Origin of the sequence: Vescimonas fastidiosa (genome assembly GCF_018326305.1) — a bacterium.
Taxonomy (GTDB): Bacteria; Bacillota; Clostridia; order Oscillospirales; family Oscillospiraceae; genus Vescimonas; species Vescimonas fastidiosa.
Genome location: NZ_AP023417.1, coordinates 1 through 18,268, shown reverse-complemented (window position 1 = coordinate 18,268; position 18,268 = coordinate 1). Strand labels below are relative to the sequence as shown.

General features: G+C 58.1%; 19 protein-coding genes. 6 read left to right on the top strand and 13 right to left on the bottom strand.

Annotation, left to right across the window (positions count from 1 at the left end; genetic code table 11):
* Positions 1–239: 239 nt before the first annotated feature.
* From KI236_RS11515 to KI236_RS11475, 9 genes are all read right to left on the bottom strand, one after another.
* The gene (locus KI236_RS11515) at positions 240–983 is read right to left on the bottom strand and encodes an amino acid ABC transporter ATP-binding protein (RefSeq protein WP_212822097.1); all 744 of its coding nucleotides are present in this window, start codon (positions 981–983) and stop codon (positions 240–242) included.
* Entirely contained in the window at positions 973–1,674 is a 702-nt protein-coding gene (locus KI236_RS11510; RefSeq protein WP_212822093.1) for an amino acid ABC transporter permease, read from the bottom strand. The genes KI236_RS11515 and KI236_RS11510 overlap by 11 nt, the downstream gene beginning before the upstream one ends.
* Positions 1,675–1,765: 91 nt before the next feature.
* Positions 1,766–2,632 carry a transporter substrate-binding domain-containing protein gene (locus KI236_RS11505; RefSeq protein WP_212822091.1) on the bottom strand — a complete coding sequence of 289 codons (867 nt, stop codon included), beginning with the start codon at positions 2,630–2,632 and terminating at the stop codon, positions 1,766–1,768.
* A gap of 202 nt (positions 2,633–2,834) precedes the next feature.
* Complete coding sequence (locus KI236_RS11500; RefSeq protein WP_212822089.1) at positions 2,835–3,986, bottom strand: aminotransferase class I/II-fold pyridoxal phosphate-dependent enzyme; 1,152 nt, start codon at positions 3,984–3,986, stop codon at positions 2,835–2,837.
* A complete protein-coding gene (locus KI236_RS11495) occupies positions 3,976–5,271 on the bottom strand; it encodes a nickel-dependent lactate racemase family protein (protein WP_212822087.1) in 1,296 nt (431 codons plus the stop codon). Before KI236_RS11495 ends, KI236_RS11500 begins: the two co-directional genes overlap by 11 nt.
* Before the next feature lie 247 nt (positions 5,272–5,518).
* Positions 5,519–6,499, bottom strand: a complete 981-nt coding sequence (locus tag KI236_RS11490; RefSeq protein WP_212822085.1) for a lipoate--protein ligase — start codon at positions 6,497–6,499, stop codon at positions 5,519–5,521.
* A complete protein-coding gene (gene lipA, locus KI236_RS11485) occupies positions 6,486–7,346 on the bottom strand; it encodes a lipoyl synthase (protein WP_212822082.1) in 861 nt (286 codons plus the stop codon). Before lipA ends, KI236_RS11490 begins: the two co-directional genes overlap by 14 nt.
* A gap of 3 nt (positions 7,347–7,349) precedes the next feature.
* Entirely contained in the window at positions 7,350–7,589 is a 240-nt protein-coding gene (locus KI236_RS11480) for a biotin/lipoyl-containing protein (protein WP_212822080.1), read from the bottom strand.
* Positions 7,590–7,648: 59 nt separating this feature from the next.
* Positions 7,649–8,596 carry a lipoate--protein ligase gene (locus KI236_RS11475; RefSeq protein WP_212822078.1) on the bottom strand — a complete coding sequence of 316 codons (948 nt, stop codon included), beginning with the start codon at positions 8,594–8,596 and terminating at the stop codon, positions 7,649–7,651.
* 368 nt (positions 8,597–8,964) lie between these two features.
* Here KI236_RS11475 and KI236_RS11470 point away from each other — a divergent pair, with 368 nt between their 5' ends.
* Positions 8,965–9,993: a YeiH family protein gene (locus KI236_RS11470; RefSeq protein ID WP_212822069.1), complete on the top strand. Its 1,029-nt coding sequence runs from the start codon at positions 8,965–8,967 to the stop codon at positions 9,991–9,993.
* Positions 9,994–10,032: 39 nt separating this feature from the next.
* On the opposite strand, the gene KI236_RS11465 is transcribed toward KI236_RS11470, so the two are convergent.
* From KI236_RS11465 to KI236_RS11450, 4 genes are all read right to left on the bottom strand, one after another.
* Positions 10,033–10,887: a 4Fe-4S binding protein gene (locus KI236_RS11465; RefSeq protein WP_212822065.1), complete on the bottom strand. Its 855-nt coding sequence runs from the start codon at positions 10,885–10,887 to the stop codon at positions 10,033–10,035.
* Positions 10,888–11,263: 376 nt separating this feature from the next.
* Positions 11,264–12,460: a PepSY domain-containing protein gene (locus tag KI236_RS11460; protein ID WP_212822061.1), complete on the bottom strand. Its 1,197-nt coding sequence runs from the start codon at positions 12,458–12,460 to the stop codon at positions 11,264–11,266.
* Positions 12,457–13,032 (bottom strand): RNA polymerase sigma factor, encoded by a 576-nt coding sequence (locus tag KI236_RS11455; protein WP_212822057.1) that lies wholly within the window; start codon positions 13,030–13,032, stop codon positions 12,457–12,459. The genes KI236_RS11460 and KI236_RS11455 overlap by 4 nt, the downstream gene beginning before the upstream one ends.
* Positions 13,033–13,265: 233 nt before the next feature.
* Positions 13,266–14,192 carry a uridine kinase family protein gene (locus KI236_RS11450; protein WP_212822056.1) on the bottom strand — a complete coding sequence of 309 codons (927 nt, stop codon included), beginning with the start codon at positions 14,190–14,192 and terminating at the stop codon, positions 13,266–13,268.
* A gap of 224 nt (positions 14,193–14,416) precedes the next feature.
* Between KI236_RS11450 and selD the strand changes: the two genes are divergently transcribed.
* The 5 genes from selD (at position 14,417) to KI236_RS11425 (ending at position 18,085) form a co-directional block, all read left to right on the top strand.
* The gene (selD, locus tag KI236_RS11445; protein WP_212822054.1) at positions 14,417–15,445 is read left to right on the top strand and encodes a selenide, water dikinase SelD; all 1,029 of its coding nucleotides are present in this window, start codon (positions 14,417–14,419) and stop codon (positions 15,443–15,445) included.
* Positions 15,446–15,484: 39 nt separating this feature from the next.
* Positions 15,485–16,099 (top strand): sulfurtransferase-like selenium metabolism protein YedF, encoded by a 615-nt coding sequence (yedF, locus tag KI236_RS11440; protein ID WP_212822052.1) that lies wholly within the window; start codon positions 15,485–15,487, stop codon positions 16,097–16,099.
* Between the two features lies 1 nt (position 16,100).
* A complete protein-coding gene (locus KI236_RS11435; protein ID WP_212822050.1) occupies positions 16,101–16,337 on the top strand; it encodes a DUF3343 domain-containing protein in 237 nt (78 codons plus the stop codon).
* Positions 16,338–16,467: 130 nt separating this feature from the next.
* Entirely contained in the window at positions 16,468–17,592 is a 1,125-nt protein-coding gene (gene prfB / locus KI236_RS11430) for a peptide chain release factor 2 (protein ID WP_212822048.1), read from the top strand.
* A 238-nt stretch (positions 17,593–17,830) separates the two neighbouring features.
* Entirely contained in the window at positions 17,831–18,085 is a 255-nt protein-coding gene (locus KI236_RS11425) for a hypothetical protein (RefSeq protein WP_212822046.1), read from the top strand.
* The last annotated feature ends 183 nt before the right edge of the window (positions 18,086–18,268 follow it).

Here is an 18,268-nt window from a genome sequence, read left to right as displayed (position 1 = left end):
AAATCGGGTCACAAGCCTCCCTTCTTTCTATATTCAGCTATATTATACGAAAAAGAACGGCCTCTGTCAATGAATTTTAGTGAATAATGAGGTCATTTCTTCTTTTCCAGATATTCCCTGCAGCGCCGCCATAGACCGCAAAAGCGGCAGGCTCCTTTGATTTGAGCCTGCCGCTTTTGCGGTAGCCGTTACAGCCGCCCCGGTATACGCCCAGGGTCGGCGGGTCGGTCGTATTCTTTTCACAGCACCTTATTGAGAAAACTGATCAGACGCGGGCTCTCTGGGTGCGCAAAGAGCTCGTGAGAGGGCTTATCCTCCTCTATGTGCCCACCGTCCAGGAAGATGGTGCGGCTGCTGACCTCACGGGCAAAGCGCATCTCATGGGTGACGACGATCATAGTCATGCCGCTTTCGGCAAGATTTTTCATAACATCCAGCACCTCCCCGATCATTTCCGGGTCAAGGGCGCTGGTCGGCTCGTCAAAGAGCATCACCTCAGGGTCCATCATCAGCGAACGCACAATGGCTATGCGCTGCTTCTGCCCGCCGGAGAGCTGGCTGGGATATGCGTCGGCGCGGTCGGCCAGCCCTACGCGGCCAAGAAGCTCCAGGGCCTTTTCCTCCGCCTCCGCCCGATCCATGCCCTTAATGCGGACGGGTCCGGCGGTCAGGTTTTTCATCACATTCATATTGTTGAACAGATTGAACTGCTGGAACACCATGCCCATTTTCTGCCGGTGCTGGTCGATATGCTTGCTCTGCCCCTTGGCGCAGATGTCCACGCCGTCAATCAGAATCTGCCCGGAGGTGGGCTTTTCCAGCAGGTTTAGGCAGCGCAGGAAGGTGCTTTTGCCGCCGCCGGAGGGGCCGATGATGGATACCACCTCGTTTTTCTTGAATGTGACGCTGATGTTCTTGAGAACCTCGAGCTTATGAAAGCTTTTACACAGGTCTATCACCTGCAGGACATTTTCACTTGCCATGATTCATCTTCCTTTCTGCCAGCGAGATCAGGCGGCCGCCTGTAAAGGTCATCGCAAAATAGCACAGCGCCGCGATAGCAAGGCAGGCCAGGCTCTTGTAGGTGACGGCGATGACATCATTGGTCCGGAACATCAGGTCGGCAAGGCCGATAACGGATACGATGGAAGATTCCTTGATAACGGTGACAAACTCATTGCCCAGGGCCGGGAGGATATTGCGGATCGCCTGGGGCAAAACCACCAGCCGCATAGCCTGACCGTGGCTGAAGCCGATGCTGCGCGCAGCCTCCATCTGGCCATAGTCCACGGCCTGCACGCCGGAGCGGATGATCTCCGCCACATAGGCACAGCTATTGATGCTCATGGCGATAATACCTGCGGAAAACCGCGAAAAATTCGGGATCCAGGAAATATCGGGAAGCGTAAAGCCAATCATGGGAAGACCGTAAAAAATGAACATGAGCTGCACCATCAGCGGCGTTCCGCGGATGAACTCAATGTAGGCCACTGCGAACCAGCGAAGGGGCAGTATTTTGCTCATGCGCATACAGGACATGAGCGTGCCGAAAATCGTGCCGAATAACACGGTGAAAGCTGCGATGACCAGGGTGTTGACGATGCCCTCCTCAAAGAAGCTGTGGTACCGGGCGATGAGCTGTCCGATGGTCTCGATAAACGCAATGAATTTCATGGGGAACCCTCCTCAATGCATAGCCGGGCTTCGCCGTTTCGGCGGCGAAGCCCGTGGTTTGCTTACTTATGCTGTTTTCTCTCCCGTGGTTTTACAGGCCCAGGCTGGCAGCCAGCTTAACAGCATCGTCGTAGGCCTTCTGATAGCTGCCGTCGGAGGTGACCTTGTCGATGACCTGGTTCACAGCGGCCACCAGATCCTCGTTGCCCTTGGCGATCACGACGGACTTACCGAAGGAGGCCTCCTCTGCGGTGAAGGCGAAGTTGGAAACCTCCAGGCCGCCGTTGCTGGTGGCCACCAGAGACTCACCCACAGCCTGATCCACTACCAGACCGGCAATGTTGCCATTCTGCACCTCCAGAGCAAGAGCAGGATACTTTTCCAGCTCAAACAGCTCGCTGTCCGGAAGGGCGGACTGGATCAGCTGAGACTGAATGGTGCCCTTCTGTGCGCCGACCTTCTGCCCGGCAAGGGACTCCTTGGTGGAGTAGACATCTGCGTTGCCGGTCTTGACGATCAGCAGCTGTGCGCTGGTCTCATACAGATTGCTGAAGTCGATCTCCTTTGCACGCTCAGGGGTGTTGGTGAAAGCCGCGATGCCCAGGTCAACCTGTCCGGACTGCACAGCGGGGATGATGCCGTCGAAGGACATATCCACTATCTCCAGCTTAACGCCCAGGCTGTCGGCAATCTGCTGTGCCAGCCACATATCGCAGCCAACAAAGTTAGCGTCCAGGTCCTTGAACTCATAGGGGGCATACTGGGCCTCGGTGCCCACAACCAGCTTGCCGCTGTCCTTGATCTTTTTGAGCAGGGCTCCGGTCTGCTCCTGCTGGGTGTCGCCGCTTCCGCCGCCGGCCTGATCGTTGGTCTTGCCGCAGCCGGTCATAACCGACAGCAGCATCAGCACGCCCAGTGCCAAAGCAAGCATCTTCTTTGTCAAGTTAAATTTTTTCATACTTTCCTCCGTTCCATGCATTTAAATGCATATTCTCTTGATTTATGTGCATAATTATACACCCGTGAATTGATTTGTAAATAGCCGCGTGTCACAAGAATGCAGGAAAAATATACCCTCGAATTGTGTAAATATGCAAAAAAGGAAGAAGCTGTCCGGGCGGCAGCTTCTCCCTGCGTAGTAAAAGGTCTTAGGGAAGCCGTCAAAACGACAGCTTCTCCATGCGGTCAAATGCGATTTTAAGGTGTTCGATGCCCACGGTGCAGGCGATGCGGAAGTGTCCCGCGCCGCTTACGCCGAAGGGCGTGCCGGGCGTGACCAAAATGTGCGCCCTCTCTAACAGGGCCTCGCAGAACTGCTTTTCGTCCAGTCCGGTTTTCTCGATACCGGGGAAGAGATAGAAGGTGCCCTTGGGGCGAACGAGGCTGAGGTAGGGGATCTTTTCGATCCGGTCGGCAGCGTAAAAGATACGGTCGCGGTATTCGGAAATATACTTTTCCCGAATCGACCTGCGCATGGAAAGCGCCTGGATGGCCGCACGCTGGGAAATAGAGGGCGCCGTGTAAACCAGCGCGCCGTTGATGCGGTTCATCACCGCCAGCAGCTCCGGCTCGGCAATGATGACGCCGACACGCCAGCCCGTCATGAGGTAGTTTTTGGAAAAGCTGTTCAGGGTAATGGTACGCTCGGCCATACCGGGCAGGGTACGGATAGGACAGAAGTCCCCCTCATACAGATAGGTGGTATAGATCTCATCGGCGGCAATCAGCAGATCATACTCCTGCGCAATGCGGGCCAGCATGGACAGGGTGTCCCTGTCATAGCTCATGCCCGTGGGATTGGCGGGGTTATTGAAGATAATGGCCTTGGTGCGCGGCGTGATGGCGGCGCGGAGGCGGGCCTCGTCGATGGCGTAATTCTCATCGGCATAGGTGGGCACATCCACGCACACGCCGCCGGCCAGCTCGATCTGGGAGCGGTATACGGCAAAATAGGGAGAAAAGACGATCACCTCGTCGCCGGGGTCCAGAATGGCGAGCATGGTAAGGGCCATACCCAGGCAGCTTGATGCGCTCACAAGCACATGGTTGCCGGAGAGGGGCTGGCCGAAATCCTCCTCCCAGGCCCGGCAGACCGCGGAGATAAGCTCCGGATCGCCCTTGGGGTCGCCATAGTGGGTGTGGCCCAGTCCGGCGTCCCGGAATGCGGCGGCGATGATGGCCTCATCGGTGGTAAAATCGGTGTCGCCGATGCTCAGGTCAATAATATCCTTGTACTTGGAAAGGGCCTCGGTGTCAAGGGATAAGCCCGTCCCCCCCAGCTGAAAACGCCGGGCAATGTAGTTACGCTTCATTTGCAGATACCTCCTTAACAACATGTGGGATCACAGTGGACCCATTGGGGATCACATAGATGGTTTTTCCCGGGAGCCGAGCCGCCTCAAGCAGCGCATCCACATCGGAGAAGGCCCGTATTCCCATGGGCTCCACCGCCTTGGGGTCGATGCTGGAATAGAGTAGGATATTATAGCGCTGTGCCTGCTCGCAGTTGAGGAAGAAAACATACCCGGCCACCGTGAAATGCTCCCGCAGGCGCCGCTCAATGGTACCGGCAAGGAGATCCTTCGACCAGCCGAAGTATTCGGCGGGTCCGCCCCCCTCCCGGGCCTCGATCACCAGGATCAGCGTGCCCCCCGGCTTCAGGGCCGATTCCACATTATCAATGGCCTTGGTGCCCTGGTAGAGCGAAATGTCCTTGGGAAAGCCGCCGCAGCTTGTAATGACAACATCCGCCTTCCGGGGCACATCCACCTGGTAAATGCGGTTAACCGTCCGGCAGGCCTGCTCCCAGGAGGTGAGGTAGTGGCCGGAAAAAATGGCAGCCAGGCGCATCTGCGTGTTCATGACAAGATTGACCATAAACAGGTTTTTCACCAGGCCGGCGGCTTCGCACATATCCTCGTGCAGGGGATTGCCCTGCAAAATGCCATTGCCCACGGCGGGGTTAGACCGCAGGGCTGCGGCATCCAGGGAAAAGGCATGGTTGTGAAAGATGGTCTCCCGGCCGCTGATGCCGGGCAGGATGCTCTTGCGTCCGCCGCCGAAGCCGGCCATCACATGATGGGTTGCCGCGCCGAGGCAGATGACCATATCCGCCAGGGCCGCAGTGCGATTGATGGAGACCGGCGTGTCGTGGGGCGTTGTACCGAGGTAGACAAGATCCTCCGATTCGCAGTTGTGGTTTTCCACGGTGATCCGGTCGTAAACGGCGTCCGTCACCAGGGTGCGCAGCTCCGCCTCATCGCCGCCGGTATGCGTGCCGTTGGCGATCACGATGGTGATGTCCCTCTCGCGCACGCCGCAGCGCTGGGTGAGATAGTCCACCAGATGCGGCACCACCAGATCCTGCCGCATCCAGAAGCGCGACATATCGCTGACCACCAGCGCAACGGTGCTGCCCGGGGTGACCCGCCGGCACAGAGGTGCGCTGTCGATGGGCGCATCCAGCGAGGCCCACAGCTCCTTGCGTATGTCGGAGATCGGCTCCACCACATTGCCGTGCAGCTCTCCGATGATGTTCTTCTCCTCCAGCGGGAACTCCACCGTGCCGCTGCCGTATGCAAATCGATAGGTTTTCATTCGCTCCACCTGCCTATCCTGTAAAAATAATAGTTAGAGTATACGGCAATGAAGAAAAAGATGCAACAGACAACATTCATAAAAACGAGAAAAAATTACAGCGTGTAAAAAAACTCACTGTGATACCTTTGTCGAAAAAAACGGAGCTTTTCCCCGACAAAATCACACCCGGCCGCTTTTGGCAGCCGGGTGTGATTTTGTTGGAAAAACCCGGAGGGTTTTTCGACACGCTGATATAGGATTTGCTTTAGTCAACCACCACCGATGCAAGCTCCTCGGCGGAAATGCGGTATACCGCCCCGTCGATGCCGTGGCTGCGGAGGGCTTTCAGCACCGCCCCCCGCTCATAGGGGCAGCCCAGCAGCGCGGCGCAGAGGGTGTCGGCGTCCAGGGTGGAGAAGAAGTCGCCGTATACGGCGGCATCCCGGATAAGCCCCTTCTGCACATCCAGCTTGAACTGGACCTTCCCGCCGGCAAAGCGGCCCGTGCGGTCAATGGTGAACTTCGGGCTTCTGCCGAAGATCCGCTCCCAGCTTTGAAACTGCTCCCGGGCGATCTCCCGGATGCGGGCGTCGTCCTCCGGCGTGACGGTATAGGTAGCGGTGCTGCCGTTCATAATGTGGCGCACCATGGTCTCCTTGAAGGTCTCCGCGTCCATGGGGCCGGGAAGATGCTCAGAGATGTTGGTCACGCGGTCCCGGACGGACTTGATGCTCTTGGAGGTGATCTTGTAGCTGTCCACGGTGGTGGAGGCCACCATCTGGGCAATATCCGTGTCAAACAGCAGGGAGCCGTGATGCACGATGCAGTCGCCCAGCCGGTACTGGGCGTTGCCGGAGAACTTCTTGCCGTTGATGGTCAGGTCGTTGCGGCCGTTGAAGGCGGTGTTGACCCCCATCTCCCGCAATGCGTCAATCACCGGGGCGATATACTGGCCAAATTCGATTTCCCCAGCCTCCTTGTGCTGGATAAAGGTAAACTGCCAGCCGCCCATGTCCGTATAGATGGTGCCGCCGCCGCTCATGCGGCGCACCAGATGAATGCCGTGGGCATCGGCATAGGGCTTGTTGATCTCCTCCAGCACATTCTGGTACTTGCCCACCATCAAGGTCGGCGTGGTGCGCCAGAATAGGAACACCGTATCCGGCAGACGCTTTTCCAGGGTGAAGTAGTATTCCAGAGCGAAGTTATAGTACACATCCGTGGAGCCGGTCTCAATATAGATCATGGACATCCTCCAGTGCCTCCCAGGCCTTATAGGAGCTCCGGGCCAGCGGCGCGGAGGCCACATGGCGGAAGCCCTTGGTAAGCGCCAGCTCCTTCCAGCGGGCAAAATCCTCCGGCGTGGCGTACCGCGCCAGGGGATAGTGCTGGGGCGAGGGCTGGAGATACTGCCCGATGGTGAGAATGTCGCAGCCGGTCTCCAGAATGTCGTCCATCAGGCGGCTGATCTGCTCCTCCGTCTCTCCCAGCCCCACCATGAAGCCGGTCTTGGTCAGCAGCGTGGGGTCCTGCTCCTTGCAGTAGCGCAGCACGCCCAGGGACCGCTCGTACCGGGCCTGGGGCCGCACGGCAGCCTGCAGCTCCTTCACCGTCTCCACATTGTGGTTCAGCACCTCCGGGTGGGCGGCGATCACCGTGTCCAGAGAGGCGTGGTCGCCCTTCATGTCGGAGATCAGCGTCTCCACGGTAGTGCCGGGGCAGACCTCCCGAATGGCCCGGACGCACTTGGCGAACTGCTCCGCGCCCCCGTCCGGCAGGTCGTCCCGGGTGGAGCAGGTCAGGACCACATGCCGCAGATTCAGCTTTTTGGCTGCCTTTGCCACATTCATAGGCTCCTCCGGGTCGGGGGGCAGAGGGTGGCCGGTGGTCACATTGCAGAATCGGCAGTTCCGGGTGCAGACACTGCCGAGGATCATAAAGGTGGAGGTGTGCTTCTGGTAGCACTCGCCCAGATTGGGGCAGTTGGCCTCCTTGCAGACGGTGTTCAGCTTCAGATCCCGCATCAGCGCCGCCACCTCGTTGACGGCGTCCTGATTGTAGCGGACCTTCAGCCATTCCGGTTTCTTTTCCATGTCTTACTCCGCTTCCACCACCGCCACGGCGGTGTCCACACGAACGGTGTCCCCCTCCTCCACCAGCTGCTTTTTCAGCACGCCGGAGGTAGTGGCCTCCACCTGGTTAACTACTTTATTGGTCTCAATCTCAAAAAGGGGCTCGCCTGCCGCGACGCTCTCGCCCTCCTCCTTCAGCCATGCGCACAAAACGCCGCTTTCCATTTCCGGTGCCAGCTTAGGCATATTGATCTTCTTTTCCATCGTGTTGTTCCTTTCTGCCGTACCCGGCAATACGATTTTCAAAAGCGCTTAAAGCTTCTTTACATGAGCCAGTCCATCAGCTCCTCCGCCCTCTCCCCTGCCAGTCGGCGGCAGATGGCGGCAAAGCCCTCCGGGTCTAAGCGCGCGCCGTTCAGAAGCTGCGTCGCCAGGACCCCGTCAATGGCGACGCAGTCGATGACCGCGCCGGAAACGATACCCCCCTTGGCCTGATAGGCCACGCGGATGGGCGCGCCGCGAAAGGCCCCGGACTTTTCGTAGGTAAAGGCAGGGGTTTTCCCCCATGTCCACTCCCAGCTGCGGTATTTTTCATCCCGCAGGCGGCAGACCTCCGCCTCCTGCTCCTGCGTCAGGGCCAGATGCGGACTCCCCGGCGGCACCATCTGCCTCAGCAGCCGATCCTGAAATTCCCCAATGGTCATGGGGCTTTCCAAATGCTCCTGAATATTTGTGACGGTGCAGATGGCGGACTGGGTCCCCCGGCTTTGGAAGCAGTCGTTTTTCCGGTGGGTAGTGATCTGATCCAGCACGCCCAGATCCGAGGAAAACAGCAGCGTTCCGTGGTGCAGCAGCCGCCCCTTTATCATCCTTTGGGCGCTGCCGGAAATTTTCAAATCGCCGATGGCGATGTCACAGGTTCGGTTCTTCCGGGCGGGAACGCCGATGGCGTTCAGCGCCGCGATCACCGGCGAGAGCACGGCGTCATAGTCCAAAGCGCCGTTCGTGCGGATAATGTAGGTATAGTTCACATTGCCCAGGTCGTGATAGACCGTCCCGCCGCCGCTGATCCGGCGCACCACGGGAATTCCCCGCTGCCGCAGGGCCTCCACATGGACCTCCCGGCAGATGTTCTGGTAGCTGCCCACCACCACCGCCGGGGAGTTCTGCCACAGCAGGAAAATATCATCGTCCTGATAGGTCTGATAGATGTATTCTTCAAAGGCCTGGTTATAAAACGGATCGTGGGAAAGATTTTGCACAGTTAGCATATAAGCCTCCGCCTTTCGCCTTTGCTGCAAGGCACGCTGATTTTTATGTCACCGGTTTCATATTTTATTAATGGCGCAGAACACCCTTTTTGGGTCTCCCACGCGCACCCTTCTTTACCGTTATTGCAATTTTACTGCCTTATCGGCAGCCATTAAGCACCATATTACAGGAAACACCCCGGCGGTGTCAATGAAAAACTTCCTTTCCGCAAAGCAGCGGCAGGCTGCCCCGCCGCATCCGCCCCTATATTTTTACAGTGCCTTGTTATCTCCCGCATATCCTGCTATAATACCATCGATTGACAAGGGTAGACACAGTTTGCCCTTGTCAATCGATGGTATAGAAAAAAATAAAGGAGTCTCCCACTATGCAATCCATTAAGAAAAATATACCGGGCCTGGCTGTGTGCCTTGCCATTGCCGTTCCCTCCTGGCTGCTGGGAAAGCTGGTGCCGGTGATCGGCGGGCCGGTTTTCTCCATCCTCATAGGGATGCTTATTGCCCTGTTCTGGACACCGGGCGCATCCTGCAAGCCGGGCATAGGCTTTACTTCTAAGAAAAATTTGCAGGCAGCCGTGGTGCTGCTGGGCTTTGGTCTGAACCTGAATGTGGTGCTGCAAACCGGAAAGCAGTCGCTGCCCATCATCGTCTGCACCATTACCACATCGCTGCTGGTAGCCTTTGCCCTGCACAAGCTGCTGCATATTGACGGGGAAACCGGCACACTGATCGGCGTGGGTTCCTCCATCTGCGGCGGCAGCGCCATCGCCGCCACGGCCTCAGTCATAAACGCGGATGATGAAAAGGTTGCCCAGTCTATCTCCGTCATTTTCTTTTTCAATGTACTGGCCGCGCTGCTGTTTCCGCTGCTGGGGCAGGCCATCGGCTTTGACACCACCTCCGGCGAGGCCTTCGGCATCTTCGCCGGAACGGCGGTAAACGACACCTCCTCCGTCACGGCGGCAGCCTCCACATGGGACAGCATGTGGGATCTGGGAAGTCAGACTCTGGATAAAGCCGTGACCGTCAAGCTGACCCGTACCCTGGCCATCATTCCCATTACACTGGTGCTCTCGCTGCTGCAGGCGAAGAAGGCCGGAGACGGTCAGGGACGCTTCCGGCTGAAAAACGCCTTTCCCCTGTTCATTCTGTGGTTCATCTGCGCTTCGGTAGTCACCACCCTCTGCACATCCCTCGGCGTGTCCGGAGCCGTGTTCCGGCCCCTGAAGGAGCTGAGCAAGTTCTTCATTATCATGGCCATGGCGGCCATCGGGCTGAACAGCAATCTCGTCAAGCTGGTAAAAAGCGGCGGCAAGCCCCTGCTGCTGGGTGCCTGCTGCTGGGTGAGCATCACCGCCGTCAGCCTGCTGATGCAGCATGTAATGGGCCTCTGGTGATGCGGCGCAGGGTGCCGCGCCGCCCCAAGATCCCTTCCCTCAGTGCAGCGCCTTTGTGGGGCAGGCCTTCGTGCATTCGTAGCAGAGGATGCACTCTGTCCCGTTTTTCCGCTTGCGGGATTCCCGGTTGACCTCCACATCCATAGGGCAGGTGCGCAGACATTTGCCGCAGTGGATGCACTTTTCCTCGTCGCAGTGGACCCGCAGCAGGGAGAAGTAGCTCATGGGCTTGAGAAACACCGTAATGGGGCACAGGTACTTGCAAAATGCCCGGTTATCCCTGAACAGGAAGGCCAGCGCAATGCCCGCGATGTAGTAAAGCGCATTTCCGGCAAGGAAAAGCCAGAACATGATCTCCTCCAGGTGCGCGGCCTTCATCAGAAAGAGACCGGAAACCAAGGCCAGAGACAGCGCAAACATCACATAGCGCAAAATTCCCAGTTTTTTCTTCCGTGGCTTCTGCGGCTGCTTATAGGGCAGAAAGTCCAGCACCATGGCCGTCCAGCAGGCGTAGCCGCACCAGCCCCGGCCAAAAAGCAAGGGCCCAAAAATCTTCGCCACGGCGTAGTGGATGGTCGCCGCCTCAAATACGCCCAAAAACAGATAGTACCAAAAGCCCTCGATCTGCATATTCTCATGGGAGATCACGCCCAGGTACAGCAGCATATAGCTGCCCACCGCCACCTGCACGAAATGCCGGGCATAGCGCTTCCCGGCGGTAAACAGTGCCGTCCCCAGGCCGAGACAGGCCCCGATATAGCTGAAATTCAGCAGATAAAACAGGTTGCCCTTTGTAAGCCACAGCGTAACCGCCACAGCTTCAAACAGTAAAAACAGCAGTGCCGAGGGGACATATTGGGAAAGCCCTCTGCTATTTTTCCTTCTTTTCCTCATCCTTTGCCTCCTTCCTCCTTCCTCGCAGCGTCCCCACTGCCCAGCCGCCGCACAGACCCACGGCAACGCCCAACAGCCTGCCGGACCCGATACAGGGCAAGGCAGTCATCCACGATGACCGCCCTGAAGCATTTTCGTATGTATAGTTTATTATAGAGTCGAAATGTAAATTGTTCAACCCAAACCGCATAAAATAATAGTAAAAAAGAGGCTGTCGATAAAGTGGCAGGAATTGCGATAACGGCAAGGAAGGAAGTGCGAGGGACACCCAAAAAGGGTGTCCCTCGCCATTAAAATCAGTAGTTTTTGGAACTTTTTCAAAGTTTCAAGGACCGCCCCGGGCGGGCAGGCCATCGGCCTGCCCACCTTAGGGGGCTCAGCGATCCGGCTCCGCCTCCTGCTTGACGATCGCGCCGGTGGCGGCGTTAATCTCGTAGCTGTACTCCATGCCGCCGGACTTGAACTCCACCTCGTAGACGAGCATCCCGTCCTCCTCGTCCAGCTCGATCTCCATGTCATACGCCTTGCTCTCGCTCACGCCCGCGTGGTTCAGGGCGATGGCTTTCGCCTTGGCGTGGCCGATGTCGCCGGAGGAGGTGGGCTGCGCCGCAGATGTCTTTTCCTCCGTCTCGCGCTTACTCTCCAGGATCGTGCCGGTGTAGGCGTCAATCTTATACTCTATTTCCTCGCCCTTTTGGCCGGTGATCTCCACCTCATACTGTGCCGGGGATTCATCCAGCTCCGCATCCACCTCACTGTACCGTATCTCATCTGCAAGATCCCTGCTGAAGGCCGCCGCAGCAATGCTCAATGCCTTGTCCTTGCCGATGGGCATGGCAGGCGCGCCCGCCTCCGCCAGATCCTTCAGCTCCTCCACCGAGAGCTTTGCAAGCGCATCGAATTGCAGTGCCGGGTTGATGGCGAGAATGCGATTCACCAGCGCCGCCTTGCCGGTAGAAATGCTGTTTTCCCGGGCCTGCTGCTCCCGGGCCGCATCCTGCGTCAGGGTCTGCGTCAGAACCGATGCCTTTGCATCACTTGTCTGCAATACGCCGTCCACGGCGTCCGTCAGCTCCCGCTGAAGCTTTTCCGCCCGGGCGGTATTCTTGTCCTCCACCGAGATCATAATGGCGGAGGAAATGCTGCTGAGGTAGCCGTTACGCACAAGGCTGCCTACAATGGCGTTCACCGCCACATCCAGCTTGGCCCCCTTGAGGTCGGCCCCACCGCCCATATCCGCAAGAATGGCTTTTGCATCCTCATTGAGCGGCGCACAGGCCAGCACCTTTTCACTCCGGCTGACCCGCAGCTCGATGCTGGGATTTACATCCAGGGACACCACGGACGCGGCCGCATTTGCCTGCTGGTAAAGCACGCCTCCGCCGCCCAACAGGATCACCGCCAGACAGGCGGCCACAAGGGTTGCCCATTTTTTCTTTATTGTATGGTTTGCTTTCATGCTGCTTACCGTTCCTTTCCGCACTTCACAGCGGGAGAGAACGCCGCTCACATCGTCCGGCGCAGTCTTTTCCAGGGCCGAGGCCAACCTCTGCTCCATTTTTTCATTGGTCATCGGGCGTCATCTCCTTCCAGAGTACTTCGCATCTTTTTCAATGCTCTGTGATATTTTGACAGGACGGTAGGAAGCGGCAGCTCCAGCAGGGCCGCAATCTCCCGATGCTTCATGCCCGTAACCGCATGGAGCAGCACAATGCGCCGCTCCTCCTCTGCCAGAGACCCCAGCGCCTGCTGCAGCAGAATGCGTTCATCGGCATCCAGCCCGCACGCCTGGGCAGGAATGGCGTCCCATTCCTCCTCACTGAGGGCGGCATTGTTCTTTTCCCGCCGCAGACGCATCAGGCACAGGCTCCGGCACACGGTCAGCAGCCAGCCTATGGGCGAGCCGGTGGGGCGGTACTGCTGCGCGCAGTCCCACACCTGCACATAGACATCCTGGGTCAGGTCCTGGGCGTCGTGCGCATTTTTAAGGTACGACAGCGCCAGGCCGTACACCGCCGCCCGGGTGTGCCGATACAGCTCCGCCAGTGCCTCGCGTTCCCCTTCGGCAACCCGGAGGAGCATCCGCTGCAGCCGGTGCCGCTCCTCCGCCGGGGCATATTCACTTGTCATCAGCATATTGAGCATGGGCTTTTTTCTCCTGTCATCCGGGTAATGCACGGGAGGGTCGATTTATTGCACGGAAAATAAATTTTTTCGGTTTGGCTGGGCTGCCCGGGAAATCAGGACATTCCCTCTGCAGGGAAGAAATGTGAGGGAAACCCAAAAAAGGGCTTCCCTCACCGCAGAAATCAGTCCCGGAGGCTGCCAAAAAGGGCCTGCGGTGAAATTCTTCCGCCGCCTTCCCGGTTTTCCCGTTTTCAATACTGGAAGCAGCTGCCGCCCACAAACTCCCGAACGATGGAATTCAGGGGCACATAGGGGGTGTGCAGGGGAGGAACGCTCTCCACGGCCTTCATCAGATCTGTAAGGCCGTACTGGCTGATGAACTCCGGCGTCAGCTCCTCCCGGAAGCGGGGGATCTCCTCCAGGTATTTGGCCAGGATGCAGGGCTCGTAGTCGTGGAAGCTGTCAATGTGGATGGCGGCGTTATTCTTATAGGGCTGGATATAATTCACCTCGCCCCGATCCACGCTTTGGGCCTTGCGGACGGTGTCCTGCAGGGAGTGGCCCCGGGTCTTGTAGTCCCGGATCATGCGCCGGACCACCCGCAGCTGCTCGGGCCGGACGATCTTATCCTCATTGGTTATAATGCGGGTGCGGGGGGCCACATAGATGCCGTTGGCCTCACTGCGCAGCTGGTCGAAGATCAGGGGATTGAGCATATGGATGCCCTCGGCGATGATGATGGCGTCCTTGTCGCCCTGCATCTTGTGCCAGCCGCCGGTGTTGCCGGTGACGAAATCGTACCAGGGAATATCCACCTCCTGGCCGTCGGATAAGCGGTGGATGCAGTCCACCAGGAGCTGGCGGTTGACGCAGTAAGGGCTCTCCCAGTCCGCGGCCTCCGGAGGACGCTGGTTCAGGGGCAGGAAGAAATTGTCCATGCTCAGCATGCAGACCTTTACGCCCAGGTTTTCCAGATACTGCTGCAGGCGCATGGCTGTGGTGGTCTTGCCGGAGCCGGAGGGGCCGGTGAGGGCCACAATGGGCTTTTTGGCTTTATCAGCTAAAATGGTAGCCGCGGCGGAGCCGATCTTATCGTGAAAGACCTCCTCGCAGCGCAGAACGAACTGCTCCTCATTGCGCATGGCTGTGTTAATATTTTCCAAATCTATGACGCGCATAAAACAGAAACTCCTTTCGGGCAGGTATACAACTTATTATTATAACAGAAAGAGGTCTCCGGTGCAACCTCGGACTTCTGGGTGTGAAATTATAGGAAGAAACGATAAATCAGGGCATTCTATGCAGTAAATCTATTTTACATTCCGGGGTTTTGTGCTATGCTTAGAGTGTAGCCGTTTAGCAAGGACTGTCCTTATCAGGCGGCAGAATAAGGAGGCACCTTATGGGTAACGAAAAACTGTTTTGTAAGGGCGGCGGCTGCACCGCCAAGCTGGGCGCCGGCATTTTGAGCCGGGTGCTGGAAAGGCTGCCGAAGTTTGACAAGGACCCGGCGCTGCTCATCGGCTACGACAGCAAGGATGACGCCGCCGTGTATAAGCTGACGGATGAGGTGGCGGTGGTGCAGACCCTGGACTTTTTCCCGCCTATGGTGGACGACCCCTACACCTTCGGGCAGATCGCAGCCACCAACGCCCTCAGCGATATATGGGCCATGGGCGGCCAGGTAAAAACAGCGCTGAACATTGTGTGCTTCCCGGAGAAGTCGGACCTGAATATTCTGGGGGAGATGATGCGCGGCGGCGCGGAAAAGGTGGCGGAGGCCGGTGGCGTGCTGGCCGGAGGCCACTCCATCGCCGACAGCGATGTGAAATACGGTCTGTCGGTTATGGGCGTTGTCCACCCGGACCATATTTACGCCAACAACACGCCCCAAACAGGTGACTGCCTGGTGCTGACCAAGCGGCTGGGCGTGGGCATTCTCTGCACCGCAAACCGTGTAGGCGAGGCCAGCGCCGAGGCTATGGAAGCCGCCATTGCCTCCATGACCACCCTGAATAAATATGCCGCCCAGTGCTGCCGGGCCTACGAGGTTCACGCCTGCACGGATGTGACGGGGTTCAGCTTCCTGGGCCACCTGCATGAGATGATGGACGGGGCCCACAGCTGCCGCATCGAGGCCGGGGCAGTACCGGTTTTCTCCGAGGCGCTGCGCCACGCGGATGAATTTTTGCTGACGGCGGCGGGGCAGCGAAACCGCAACCACACCGGGCCCTTCGTGCGGTTTGAAAATGTCCCCTTCGCCATGGAGGAGGTGCTGTTTGACCCCCAGACCTCCGGCGGATTGCTGGTGGCTCTGCCCAAAGAGCAGGCGGCGGCCTTGGTGGAGGACCTGCGCCGGGGCGGCGCGCCGGCAGCCGTCGTGGGAGAAGTGACAGACAGCGAGGACATCGAAATTCGCGTTATCGGATAAATACTATATTATACTGCATATTGATTGGAGGATATAAAAATGCTGAAAGTGAACGCTATAGGCGATACCTGCCCCATCCCCGTGGTAAAGACCAAGGACGCCATCCGCCAGCTGGGCGCAGACGGCGGTGTGGTGGAGACCTTAGTTGACAATGAAATTGCCGTGCAGAACCTGACCAAGATGGCCAATCAAAAGGGCTACGGCGTGGAGAGCGAGAAGCTGGGAGAAAACGAGTACCGGGTCACCATGACCGTGGGCGCCGGGGCCGACCTGCCCGCCGAGAATGAGGAGACCGTGTGCGCCGTTCCCGCCGGGCAGAAAAACACCGTTGTGGTGGTGGCGGCCGACCACATGGGCGAGGGCCAGGGCGAGCTGGGTAAGAACCTGCTGAAGGCCTTTCTCTACGCTCTGAGCCAGCAGGAGCGTCTGCCTAAGACCATCCTGTTTTATAACGGCGGAGCGTCCCTCACCTGCCAGGGCTCCCTGTCCCTGGAGGACCTGCAATCCATGGCGGAGCGGGGCGTGGAAATTCTCACCTGCGGCACCTGCCTGAATTTCTACGGGCTGACGGAGAAGCTGGCCGTGGGCGGCGTGACCAATATGTACGACATCGTGGAAAAGCAGATGGCCGCCGACCTCATCGTAAGGCCCTGATATGCTGCAAAAAAAACTGTGCCTGGTGGTGACCTTTGACGCCACCGCCGCCGCCATGGCGGCGGAAAAATACTGCCTGGAAAGGGGCGTTCCCGGGCGGCTGATCCCGGTGCCCCGGGAGATCACCGCCGGATGCGGCCTTGCCTGGAAGGCGGAGGTGGACCAGGAGGAGGCCGTCACCGCCGCTTTGGAGGCGGCTGGCATCGCATACAGCGGGGTGCATCGGGTCATAATTTGAGGAAAAGTCCCGGATCGGCGGCGGTCCGGGACCTTTTTGCGGCAAAAAGGTGTGAATTGATGCTTTACAGCGGAGACGGATTCGGCTATAATAGTAAGGCTAAGGAATTATTGAGAAGGAGACACCGACCATGGCAGTCATTGAATATGATGCTTATAAGCAAAAGCTTCTGGCCCTGGAGCCGACGCTGAAGGAGCTGGAGCAGGCTCTGAATATTGAGTCCGCCCGAAAAGAGCTTTCCGAGCTGCAGATCGAAACGGAGCAGGAGGGCTTTTGGAACGATGTGGAGCGCAGTCAGCGCATCGCTCAGAAGATCAAGCGCCTGGAAAATAAAATCAAGAAGTACGACCACCTGGTCTCCGACTGGGAGGACACCCTGACCCTGTGCGAGATGGCCCAGGAGGAGGACGACGCCAGCCAACTGGACGAGGTGGCCCAGGGCTGTGAGACTCTGGAAAAGGAGATAAGCGAGCGCCGTCTGGCAGCCCTGCTCACCGGGGAGTACGATGCCAACAACGCCATCCTCACCTTCCACGCCGGGGCCGGCGGCACCGAGGCCCAGGACTGGACAGAGATGCTCTACCGTATGTACACCCGCTGGGCCGAGCGCCACGGGTTCACCTACCAGCTGCTGGACTATGAGGACGGTGACGAGGCCGGCATCAAATCCGCCTCCATCCTCATCGAGGGGGACAACGCCTACGGCTATCTCAAGAGCGAAAACGGCGTACACCGCCTGGTGCGGGTGAGCCCCTTCGATGCCAATGCCCGGCGGCAGACCAGCTTTTCCGCTCTGGAGGTCATGCCGGAAATCGAGGACGACAGCGAAATTGAGATCCGTCCCGAGGAAATCGAGATGCAGGTGTTCCGTTCCAGCGGCGCCGGCGGCCAGCACATCAATAAAACCTCCTCGGCGGTGCGGCTTATCCACATCCCCACCGGGGTGGTGGTCTCCTGCCAGACCGAGCGCAGCCAGTTCCAAAACCGGGACAACTGCATGAAGATGCTCCGGGCCAAGCTGGCGGAGATGAAGGCCCAGCAGCACGCGGAGAAGATTTCCGACATCAAGGGCGTGCAGATGAAGATTGAGTGGGGCAGCCAGATCCGCTCCTATGTGTTCATGCCCTACACTCTGGTGAAGGACACCCGGACGGGCTTTGAAACGGGCAACATCCAGAATGTAATGGACGGGGATATTGATGGGTTCATCAACGCCTACCTCACCGCCTCGGCCAACGGAACGCTGAAAAAATAAGCCTTGCCCTATAGCCATTGTGTCAAAAAGCCTCGCAGAGTTTGCCGCCCGCAGGCGGCAAAGAAATAAAACCTTTTGTCGGAAAAACCCGGAGGGTTTTTCGACAGTCTTGAAAGCCGCTCCCATGGGGGCGGCTTTTGTGCTGCCTGTTGCCTGAAAACAGGCAGCGAAGCAGGCAACTTTGGTTGACTTTCCCCCCACAGGCAAGAGGAGCTTTTGCCGGAGGGGAGGGAGAGAGATGATCGAGACCGTATTGGCGGCTATTATCACCGGTGCAGCCACCTTGGCGGGGGTGCTGATCTCCAACAGCCGACACGCCCGGGACATGGAGAGCCGCCTGGAGCGGGCCCAGGCCGTGACGGACACGAAGCTGGAGGCGCTGACCCGAGAGGTGCGGATGCACAATGAGCTGGCCCGTCGGGTGCCGGTGCTGGAGGAGCAGCTGCACAGCATGAGCCACCGACTTAAGGATGTAGAGCATTTGAGAAGCTGAACGCAATAGCCCTGCCTGCCGAAAAAATCGGCAGGCCGGGCTATTGCATTGAGATGCGGCGACGCCCCCCCTGCCGAAGGGAGAACGGTGTCGTTTCAGGAAGAAATATTTTTTCACGGACACATATTGTTATAGTCCGAATTCTTCCCATATATCCTTTGTTTTTCTTATAAAAAACACAAT